Origin of the sequence: Mycobacterium helveticum (assembly GCF_007714205.1) — a bacterium.
In the GTDB taxonomy this organism is placed as follows: Bacteria; Actinomycetota; Actinomycetes; order Mycobacteriales; family Mycobacteriaceae; genus Mycobacterium; species Mycobacterium helveticum.
In genome coordinates, this window is record NZ_VMQU01000166.1 from 1 (window position 1) to 9,456 (window position 9,456).

Below are 9,456 nucleotides of genomic sequence, written 5' to 3' on the forward strand. Positions count from 1 at the left end.
GTGGGATTACGGGGTGGGGAGTCTGTCCCGAGACCGAATGTGAGGACAGCAAGGATGATGAAAAACAGCATGAAAAGCAGCAGTAGCGTCGCGCTCCGGCGGGTGGCCGGCATCGGCATGAGCTGCCTGTTCGGGGCGATGGGCGCCTGCGGACTCGCCGGCGCACCGGCGGCGGTCGCCGCGCCCGACTGCAGTCCCGGCGGGGTGAACGCCACCGTCTCCTCGGTGACCGACACCGCGCAGCAGTACCTGGCCGCCCATCCCGACGCCAGCCAGGTCGTCACGGCCGCCTACGGCGAACCGCGGCCGCAGGCCGAGTCCAACCTGCGCACCTACTTCACCGCGCACCCGCAGGAGTACACCGACCTGCGCGGCATTCTGGCGCCGATCGGCGACACCGAAAGCCGGTGCAAGGTGACGGCGCTGCCGCCGAACCTGGAGTCGGCCTACCAGGAGTTCATGGCCGGCTGACCGGTCCGGACAGCGCGTCCGGCACGTGTCGGGAGTTCCGCCTGGCGAACCGTCGCCCGGGACGCGCCCGGCAACGGCCGGGCTATGTTACCTCAGATACGTTGTGCCGCTGATCTTTTGAGCGTCAAGCCGGTGAGCGGCGGTCACTGCCGCAGCGTGGTGTGCGGGCTCTGACCGTAGGCCTGCCGGTAGACCACCGCGAACCGGCCGGTGTGCGCGAAGCCCCACCGCTGGGCGATCTCGGTGACGGTCGCCGTCGACCGTGATGCGGCGATCAAATCCTGATGCGCCCGGTGCAGCCGGACGCGGCGCACGTACTCCGTCGGAGTGGTGTCCAGGTTCCGTCGAAACAGGTACTGCACCGCCCTGGGGGTCAGGTGGACCGCCGCCGCGATGTCGTTGACGCCGATATCGTCGGAGGCGTGGCAGTGGATGAACGACACCGCGCCCTTGAGCGCTTCGGGCAGTGCGGGACTGCCGGCCACGTCCTGTTCGGTCACGTTGGACGGGTAACACTCGAGCAGCGCCCCGGCCAGCAGCGGGGCCAGCGTCGCCACGATGAGCGGCTGGTGGGCGGTCTCCGCGGATGCCAGGATGCCCGTCGCGTAGTCCAGCGCCCGGCGCCACGCGCGGATGGCGACGCGGGAGCGTGGCCGGCTGTCGAGGAACCGGATCTGCGGCGACAGCGGCGCATGCAGGTCGGCGGCCACGCTGTGCAGCACGTCCGCCCCGAAGCTCACGACCTCGAAGCGCGCACCGCTCACCTGCAGCACGCAGGACATGCCGTGGGCGACGAGGACCGGGCAGTCCAGGGTCGGCAACCCGCCGCCCCGCACGGTCAGCGATCCCGCGCGGGGCTGGATCACGACGACGGAGTCGCCGGTAGCGATCTGGACGCTCACCCGGCCCCCGATCAGCACGCCGTCGATGGTGACCCCGCCCGCCTCCCAGCGCCGGTGGGTGACCGCCGAGCCTCGGGTCAGCCCGGCGAGCTTCCACCCCGGCGTGTAGGCGCCGGCGAAGAATTGGCGCGCCGACTCGGGCTCGCTGGTACGGAATTGCTCGCAGCGAAGGCCGCTCCGGCTGTATCCGCGCCGGCCCGCGGTACCGGCCCGGGTATCTGGGGCCCGGGTATCTGGGGCCCGGGTATCGGGTGGCCGGCCGAGGTCGACGTGGATCGCGGTGGGCGGCGGGCCGACAGCCGCGAGCGGCGGACGCGCCGCCGTGTCCGCGGCGCGCCTCACTCCCCACGTGACCGCGGGTTTGCCCAACGCCTGCACACTGGTCAGCGTCTTCCTCCCGACCGCTTCACGGTAGCCCGCTTCACGGTAGCCCGCTTCACGGTAGCCCCGCCGACTGTAAAAGGGGCGAAGCCAGCCGCTCCGAACCGATTTGCCGATAGATGTTGAGCGCGTCCAGCGCCACCCGGTCCCAGGTGAAACGCGACAGCGCGCGGCTTCGGCCGGCCGAACCCATGCTCTCGCACTGGAAGCTCTGTGCCAGCAGGGCCCGAAGAGCGGCCGTCAGTTCGCCGGGCCGTTGCGACGACAGCACCAGCCCCGTCACGTTGTCCACGATGGCCTCCGTCAGGCCCCCGACAGGCAGGGCCACCACGGCCACCCCGCACGCCATCGCCTGCAACACCGGCGTCGGGCGGGGCGGCTCCCGCGGCGTGCACGCGACCACGTTGGCGGACCGGATCAGCTGCGGCAGTTCGCCGTCGGGCACCGTGCCCGCAAAGCGCACCCGGTCGGCCACCCCCAACTCGGCGGCGAGCTCCTCGAGCTGGGCCCGCGCCGCGTCGTGGCCGGCGTCGTCCGGGGCGGTCTCCGCGAGCACCAGCTCGGTGCCCGCCAGCCTGGGCAGCGCGCGGACAACCCTATCGAAACCGTTGCCCCACAAGGGGTTCGGCGCCAGGCACAGCACGCGGTTGAGTTCGCCGCGGGGCGCCGCGGGACCGACCGGGGCGAAGCGTTCCACGTCCACGCCGCTGACCAGGACGGACATCCGCGCCCGGCTGCGGCGCAACCGGGCGAGCGCGTCGACGTCGGCGCCGCTCTCCCCGGTCACCCATGTCGCGCTGCGCGCCAGCAGCGGCTCGACCCGTTCGCGTTCGCTCTCGTGGTGTGAGCCGTCGGACCGGGGACGGCGCGCCGCGGCCACGCCCTGAAAGGTCTGCACGGTCGGTATCCGCTGGCGCCGCGCCGCCAGCTGGGCGGCCAACCCGCCGAGCCAGCCGTACGCGTGCACGACGTCGGGTTGATCCGACGACCACGCGCGCTGCAGCGCGGCCGCCCAGTCTCCGACGTACGGCAGCACCCGCGGCGCGGGGGCCGGGCCCCGGGGGCCGACGGCGACCGGCACGATCCGGTGGTCGTCAACGGCTCCCGCAGTTTGCCCAGCCCGTCGCATGAGGTAGGCGGTGGCATCATGTCCGCGAGCTGCCAGCGCGGCGCAGATCTGCCCGGGGTCGTCACCCACCTGATCGTCGCCGCTGACGATGGCGATCTTCAAGCGAAGCTCCCTTCACGCCGTCCCCCGCACTGGGTGTTACCCGCCGGCGTGTCGGACAAACGATGCAGGACCGCCTCTTCGTGTTGTGAACCACGGATTCCCCGGCTGGATCAGGGGCGGCGCCGCGTCAGTTCACGACCTGCATCAACGGCAGCGCCCCGCCGACGGTTCCGTCGTCGGAGTGGAACGACGTGCACGTGACCCGCACCCGGGCGGGGCGGCCGCGCCGGTTGACCGCGTCCCCACGCGCGGGAGAGCGCGGAAACGATGGCGAGGCCGGACACGATTTCCGCGCCCCGATCGACGCTCTCGTGCCGGGCGGCGGGCCGATGGCTGCAGTCCTCCACCGCGACCGTGATGGTGTCCCGGTGGCTCTCGACGATCTGCACCGGCGCGCTTTCGGTGTGGTCGAGCACGTTCTCGACGAAGATCGTGGCCACCGTGCCCGCGACCGGGATCAGCCGGTGTGCGTCCCAACCGGTGAGCCAATCGGTGATCATGGTGCGGGCCAGTCCGATGCCGGCCCGGCCGGCGGGGATCTCGGCGCGTGCCCGACGCCGGATCCGCAGGGCTTGGCCGGCGACGGCCTGCAGCGCCAATTCCCGCGTCGGGTGCACGGGCACGTAACGGGTCACTCCGACCGACGCGATGATCCGCCGCGAATCCGGGGCTTCGCAGACCAGCATGATCGGCACGTCGGGCCAGGTGCTGACGTGCCAGCGGGCGCTGGTGAACACCGACCAGGCCGAGGAGCCCGACACCCGCAGCCCGTTGACGTCGACGATCACCGCACTCGGCTCGTCCAGCGCGGCCAGCGCCGTGTCGGGCTCCTGGCGGGGTCCTCGATCTCGTGATCCGACAGCTCCTTGAGGACGGCGCCGATGTCGCTCGCGGCGGCCTGGCGGTCCGGCACGCCGGCAGCCCGCGCGTTGGTCGGCATCGCCGGGAACAGCTCGTCCTCGGGCGTCTGGCCGATGGCGGTGCCGCCGCGCGCGGATCGCGGCCAGGCCGAGCACTCCGTCGTCGAGCACCCCGAGAGCAGCACCCCGACGGCCCGCGGGCCGAACGCCGGCGCCACCGAACGGAACAGGGCGTCGATCGCGGGCCGGTGCCCGTTCTCGCCGCCCCCCGGACAACACCACGCGGTGCTCGTCGACCAGCAGCCGGCGGTTCGGGCCTGCGACGTCGATGTGTCCGGGTTCCAGCTCTTGCCCGTCGCGCGCGGCGGTCGCCGGCGGCGTGCCGGCGCGATCGATGATGTGGGCCAACACGCTCGGCGCGCCGGCCGGGATGTGCAGCGTCACCAGTCATGCGTACCGCAGCTCCGCGACAGACCGGCCGCCAGCCTCGACAAGGCCTCGATGCCCCCGGCCGAGGCGCCGATCGCCACCGCTGCACGCAGGTCGACGTTCTGGTCGACGTTCTGGTCGACGTTGTGGCTGTCGACGTTGTGGCTGTTGGCGTTGTGGCTGTTGGCGTTGCTCACCACCCCACGGCCAACCCGCCCAGGGTTAGGTAACCGCGCAAGGCGTGGCTGGTGCACGAAGCGCGCGGGCGCGACGCGAAGCCGGTGGTTTTCCCGGCCACCGGACGGGGCATCCACCGGACGGGGCATCCACCGCCAAAGATGTCACACACAGGGGGGTGATCATCGTGCCGTCGTCGATCAAGAACGAGAAGCTCTACCAGGATCTGCGCCAGCAGGGCGACTCCAGGGAGAAGGCCGCCCGGATCTCCAACGCCGCCGCCGCGCGGGGCACGACATCGGTCGCCCGCAAGGGTGGCAGGGCCGGCTCCTACACCGACTGGACGGTGCCGGAGCTGAGGAAACGCGCCAAAGAGCTGGGGTTGTCAGGGTATTCGAGCCTGACCAAGGACAAGTTGATCGCCAGGCTGCGTGACCACTGATCGCGACCCCCGACACACCGCAACCGATCGGGTGCTCGTCTACCGCCGGTTCCCCGTCGGGTGTTCGAGGTCGAAACCCGCGCCCGCGAGGGCGGCCACGGCGTCGGCCACATCGGGTGCTGCGACCACCAGATCCGCACGTCGTCTCCCGCAGCCCGGGTGGGCAGCCGGGTGGCCCGACGCCACGCCCCGACGCCACGCCCCGACGCCATTGCGCCCCAGCGGTTGTCGCCGGTTTAGGTACCGGCCGGATTGGCAAACCTGAGGCCATGCCAGCGTCAGTCCTGAGTGCCTACGACGGGGCTGCCGTCGTGATCCCCGCCCACAACGAACGGGCGAAACTGCCGGCCTGCCTGCGCGCGGTGCTGACCGCGGCCCTGTGCGCGCCGATCCCGGTCACCGTCGTGGTGGTGCTCGACGACAGCGACGACGACAGCGCGCAGTTGGCCGGCCGGTACGGGCCCGACGTGCACTTCATCAGCGTCGACGCCCGCAACGTCGGCGCCGCGCGGGCCGTGGGCTTCGGCTATGCCCGATCGCTGAGCGCGCCCGGCGCCCGGGATTGGTCCCGGTACTGGTACGCCACCACCGATGCCGACAGCCGGGTCGACCCCGGCTGGTTGATCGGCCAGCTCGGGACCGGGGCGGACGTGGTCCTGGGCGTGGTGCGCGTGACCGACTGGCACCAGCACTCTCCCGACGTCGCCGACCGGTATCTGCGGGCCTACGAGGGTGGCGCGGGGGACCCGCACGAGCACATCCACGGCGCCAACATGGGATTCTCGGCGCGCGCGTATTGGCGCGTCGGCGGTTTCCACTCGCTGGCCTGCGGGGAGGACGTCGACCTGGTCGAGCGGTTCGAGGCCGCCGGCCACGCCATCCGCCGGGACACCGGGATATCGGTCATGACGTCGGCGCGGACCCGGGCCCGCGCCCCGCACGGGTTCGCCCATCATCTCAGGCAACTGGGCACGCCGGCGACGGGTGACTGCGCGTGACGGCGGGACTGGTCAAGCATTGGCTGGAGACCGGGCGGCTCGAGCTGCCGCTGCCCGCCTCGGGCCGCACCGCAGAGCGCTGGCAGGGCCTGGCGCTGCTGGCCGAGGAGGACATCGTGGCCGCCCGCATCGCCGAGGCCCACGTCGATGCCGTCGCCATTCTCGACGAGCTCGGCGGCAAGCCGCCCGATCCCGGCCAACTGTGGGGCGTGTGGGCCGCCGAGGCCCCCGACGCGACGCTGAGGGCCGCCGAAGCCGGCGGCACGTTCACCCTGAACGGCACCAAGGTGTGGTGCTCGGGCGCCGGGTTCTGCACCCATGCGCTGGTGACGGCCCGGCTCGCCGACGGAACGCGCGGCCTGTTCGCGGTGTCGGCGCTCGACGCGACGGTCAAGGCGCTGCCGACCACGTGGTGGAACGCCGGGATGGCGGGCAGCGACACCCGGCCCGTGCAGTTCACCAACACCCAGGCCGTGGCGGTCGGCGACCCCGACGGCTACCTGAGCCGGCCCGGGTTCTGGCACGGCGCGATCGGGGTGGCCGCGTGCTGGCTCGGCGGCGCGCGCCGCGTCGCCGAGCCGCTGTACCGTTGCGCCGGAAGCCAATCCGCGGACGCCTACTCGCTGGCGCACCTGGGCGCGGTGGACGCCGCGCTCGCCGCCGGCGAGGCGATGCTGACCACCGCCGCGGCCCACGTCGACGCCGACCCGTTCGACCGGACCAGCACCGCCCAGCTGCTCGCCCGCCGCGTCCGCGGCATCGCCGAGCACGCCGCCGACGAGGCCATCACCCGCACCGGCCGGGCCCTGGGACCCGGGCCGCTGTGTCAGGACGGCCGGCACGCCCAGCGGGTCGCCGACCTCACCATCTACATCCGGCAGAGCCACGCCGAGCGCGACCTGGCCGAGCTCGGACATCTTGCGGGACAACGCCATTGAACGCACTGGAGACACTGCCGACCAGCAACTGCGAGCGGTTCGCGGCCAAGCCGCTGACCCGCGGCGGCACGCCGCTGCCGGTGTGGCTGACCGCCCTGGACCGCGGGCCCCTGCCGCCGCTGGAGATGACCGGGTGCCGGCGCCTGGTGGTCGTCGCCCCGCACCCCGACGACGAGACCCTGGGCCTGGGTGCCACGATCGCGCACCTGGCCGCCTCGGGGGTCGACGTCCAGGTGGTGTCGGTCAGCGACGGCGGTGCCGCGCACCCCGGTGCGACGTCGCTGCAGCGGACCCGCATGGAAACCACCCGTCGCCACGAATTACGCAGGGCAGCAAAGGTTCTGGAGATACCGACCCCGCTGTCGCTGGGCCTGCCGGACGGCGAGTTCGCCGACCACGAGGACGGCCTCGCCGAGGCGCTCACCGACGTCCTCGCCGGCGCCGGCCCGGACACCTGGTGTGCGGCCACCTGGCGCGGGGACGGGCACCCCGACCACGAGGCCGTGGGGCGCGCGGCGGCGGCGGCCTGCGCGCGCAGCGACGCCACGCTGCTCGAGTTTCCGGTGTGGATGTGGCACTGGTCCAACCCCGCCGATGCGGTGGTGCCGTGGGCCCGCGCCCACTCGATGCCCGTATCCGGTCACGCCATCGTCCGCAAACGGCTTGCCGCACAATGCTTTCGAAGTCAGTTCGAACCGTGCAACGGAGCGCCCGCGCCCGTCCTGCCCGGGTTCGTGCTGCCGCGGCTGCTCGCGGTGGGCGAAGTGGTCTTCCGGTGAGCACCCGGCTGCCCGACGCGTACTTCGACCGGATGTATGCCGGCGCCGACGACCCGTGGCAGCTGTCGACGCGGTGGTACGAGGAGCGCAAGTACGCGATCACCCTGGCGATGCTGCCCGGCCGGCACTATCGGCACGCGTTCGAGCCGGGCTGCTCGATCGGGACGCTGACCGAACTGCTGGCCCGGCGCTGCGACCGGGTGACCGCGGTGGATGTGGCCGGCGCGGCGGTGCGGGGCGCGGACCTGCGGCTGCGGGCGGCCGGGTGCCGCGACCGGGTGACCCTGGCGCGGTCGTCCCTGGACGGGGCGTGGCCGCCGGGGCCCTTCGACCTGGTGGTGCTCAGCGAGGTCGGCTACTACCTGCGGGCCGACGCGCTGGCGGCCGTGCTGGACCGCGAATGCGCCCGGTTGCAGCCGGGCACCGCCGTCGTCGCCGCCCACTGGCGCCACGCCGTGGCCGACTATCCGCTCAGCGGCGACGCGGCCCACCGGGTCGTCGCGCGCACCCCCGGCCTGATGTCGCTGGGGTGCTACCGCGACCGCGACGTCGTCGTCGAGGTGTTCGACCGCGGTGACGGCCGGTCGGTGGCCGCGCGCGAACGGGTGCCGGGGGCGGCCGGTCAGGCACCGTGATCGGCCCGCCAGCCGGGGCGGCGAGGCGGTCGTGTCGGTGATCCGGCTGATCTCCACGCCCACGTCGGCGGCGCCGACCGGTACTCCCCCGGCCCTGATGCGTTCGGTGACCGCGGCGATCTCGTCGTCGGACACCCGCCGGCGTCGTGTCACTCGCGCTGTCACTCGCCGCTGCCACTCGGGCTGCCACTCGCGCTGCCACTCGGGCTGCCACTCGCGCGACGAGGGGGGCGGAGCCGCGGTGCGCGGACACCCGAAAGGCCGTACAACCCGCGAGTCAGCCCTTGCCGGTGATGGCGTCGCGGGCGCGGTCGAGCATCGCGGCGAACGGTCCCGCGACGAGGTTGGCCACCTGCGATTCCACCCCGGCGTGCGGGCGGGTGGGGGCGATCGCCTCGGCGAGCTTGGCGGCGCGGCCCATGCTCTCGAGCTCGTCGCCGTCCAACTGCTCACCCAGCTTGGCGAACTCGTCCTTCTCCTCGTGGGTGGCATGCTCGATCACGGCGTCGCGCAGTTCGGTCAACATCGTGGTGAACTCTTCGCTGTCGACGTCGAGCTTCTCCAGTTTCTGCAGCAGCGTCTTGGCCTCGTGCTCCTCCTTCAGGCGCTCGTCGACGGCCGCGGCGCCGTCGGCGAGCTTGCGCTTGGCGCGCGGGTGCACGACCTCCTCCTCGGCGGTCTCGTGCACGGCGAGCAGCCGACGGAGATCGATGAAGGCCTTCTCCCTCGCCTCGCCGGAAGCGGCCAGTGTGTCGGCGAACAGCGACTTGATCTGCTTGTGCTCGCTAACGAGAAAGTCGATCACATCGGTGGGCGACGTGATGGCGGCCTGAGCCATGATTTCCTCCCCTGACTGGTCGTGGCTCGCGCGCTGGGCTGTTGGCGCGCTCCCGTTCCGGCTACCCGTCGACCCGGACGCCAAACCTCTGCGGCGCCGGGCGCACCACCGTTCGCGGGCGGGCCGCGCCCCGTGCCCAGCAACGTCCCCGCGGACCTCGAAAGCATCCCGGGAGCGGGGCCGGACCACCATCGGATACATTCGCGGCAGGACCCACATCGAGGAGGGCACCGCAATGAGCGCTCCCCACGATTCCTATGGCCAGGATCCCTACGGGCAGAGCCCGTTCAGCTATGACCCGCTCGGCCGGGTTCCGTACGCCGGCCCGCCCGTGGGGCCTCCGGTTCTCCCGACCCCGCCGGCGGCCGCCTACCC

Annotated in this window: 11 protein-coding genes and 2 pseudogenes; 6 read left to right on the forward strand and 7 right to left on the reverse strand. The window is 72.6% G+C overall.

Annotated elements, in window-relative coordinates; genetic code table 11:
* The first annotated feature begins 69 nt into the window (after nucleotides 1-69).
* Entirely contained in the window at nucleotides 70-471 is a 402-nt protein-coding gene (locus FPZ47_RS24710) for a heme-binding protein (RefSeq protein ID WP_144956404.1), read from the forward strand.
* 143 nt (nucleotides 472-614) lie between these two features.
* Here FPZ47_RS24710 and FPZ47_RS24715 read toward each other — a convergent pair whose 3' ends face one another.
* The 6 genes and pseudogenes from FPZ47_RS24715 to FPZ47_RS24735 form a co-directional block, all read right to left on the reverse strand.
* The gene (locus FPZ47_RS24715; protein WP_144956416.1) at nucleotides 615-1,649 is read right to left on the reverse strand and encodes a helix-turn-helix transcriptional regulator; all 1,035 of its coding nucleotides are present in this window, start codon (nucleotides 1,647-1,649) and stop codon (nucleotides 615-617) included.
* Between the two features lie 160 nt (nucleotides 1,650-1,809).
* Nucleotides 1,810-2,985 (reverse strand): glycosyltransferase, encoded by a 1,176-nt coding sequence (locus FPZ47_RS24720; protein WP_144956401.1) that lies wholly within the window; start codon nucleotides 2,983-2,985, stop codon nucleotides 1,810-1,812.
* Nucleotides 2,986-3,224: 239 nt separating this feature from the next.
* A pseudogene (locus FPZ47_RS24725) lies at nucleotides 3,225-3,809 on the reverse strand (sulfate transporter); the annotation flags it as partial.
* On the reverse strand, nucleotides 3,770-4,063 hold the full coding sequence (locus FPZ47_RS29890) for a chemotaxis protein CheB (protein WP_246859899.1): 294 nt from the start codon (nucleotides 4,061-4,063) through the stop codon (nucleotides 3,770-3,772). The gene FPZ47_RS29890 and the pseudogene FPZ47_RS24725, both read right to left, overlap by 40 nt.
* 103 nt (nucleotides 4,064-4,166) lie before the next feature.
* A pseudogene (locus FPZ47_RS30800) lies at nucleotides 4,167-4,289 on the reverse strand (chemotaxis protein CheB); the annotation flags it as partial.
* On the reverse strand, nucleotides 4,286-4,471 hold the full coding sequence (locus FPZ47_RS24735; RefSeq protein WP_144956396.1) for a hypothetical protein: 186 nt from the start codon (nucleotides 4,469-4,471) through the stop codon (nucleotides 4,286-4,288). The pseudogene FPZ47_RS30800 and the gene FPZ47_RS24735, both read right to left, overlap by 4 nt.
* 164 nt (nucleotides 4,472-4,635) lie before the next feature.
* Between FPZ47_RS24735 and FPZ47_RS24740 the strand changes: the two genes are divergently transcribed.
* The 5 genes from FPZ47_RS24740 to FPZ47_RS24760 all read left to right on the forward strand — a co-directional run bounded on the left by FPZ47_RS24740 (nucleotide 4,636) and on the right by FPZ47_RS24760 (nucleotide 8,243).
* Nucleotides 4,636-4,893 carry a DUF7218 family protein gene (locus FPZ47_RS24740; RefSeq protein ID WP_144956413.1) on the forward strand — a complete coding sequence of 86 codons (258 nt, stop codon included), beginning with the start codon at nucleotides 4,636-4,638 and terminating at the stop codon, nucleotides 4,891-4,893.
* Between the two features lie 269 nt (nucleotides 4,894-5,162).
* A complete protein-coding gene (locus FPZ47_RS24745) occupies nucleotides 5,163-5,891 on the forward strand; it encodes a glycosyltransferase family 2 protein (RefSeq protein WP_168209559.1) in 729 nt (242 codons plus the stop codon).
* On the forward strand, nucleotides 5,888-6,829 hold the full coding sequence (locus FPZ47_RS24750) for an acyl-CoA dehydrogenase family protein (protein WP_144956393.1): 942 nt from the start codon (nucleotides 5,888-5,890) through the stop codon (nucleotides 6,827-6,829). Before FPZ47_RS24745 ends, FPZ47_RS24750 begins: the two co-directional genes overlap by 4 nt.
* 5 nt (nucleotides 6,830-6,834) lie before the next feature.
* Nucleotides 6,835-7,608, forward strand: coding sequence for a PIG-L deacetylase family protein (locus tag FPZ47_RS24755; protein ID WP_144956407.1), 774 nt, complete (start codon nucleotides 6,835-6,837; stop codon nucleotides 7,606-7,608).
* Entirely contained in the window at nucleotides 7,605-8,243 is a 639-nt protein-coding gene (locus FPZ47_RS24760) for an SAM-dependent methyltransferase (protein WP_144956390.1), read from the forward strand. The genes FPZ47_RS24755 and FPZ47_RS24760 overlap by 4 nt, the downstream gene beginning before the upstream one ends.
* Nucleotides 8,244-8,520: 277 nt before the next feature.
* Here FPZ47_RS24760 and FPZ47_RS24765 read toward each other — a convergent pair whose 3' ends face one another.
* On the reverse strand, nucleotides 8,521-9,081 hold the full coding sequence (locus FPZ47_RS24765) for a hemerythrin domain-containing protein (protein WP_144956387.1): 561 nt from the start codon (nucleotides 9,079-9,081) through the stop codon (nucleotides 8,521-8,523).
* Between the last annotated feature and the right edge of the window lie 375 nt (nucleotides 9,082-9,456).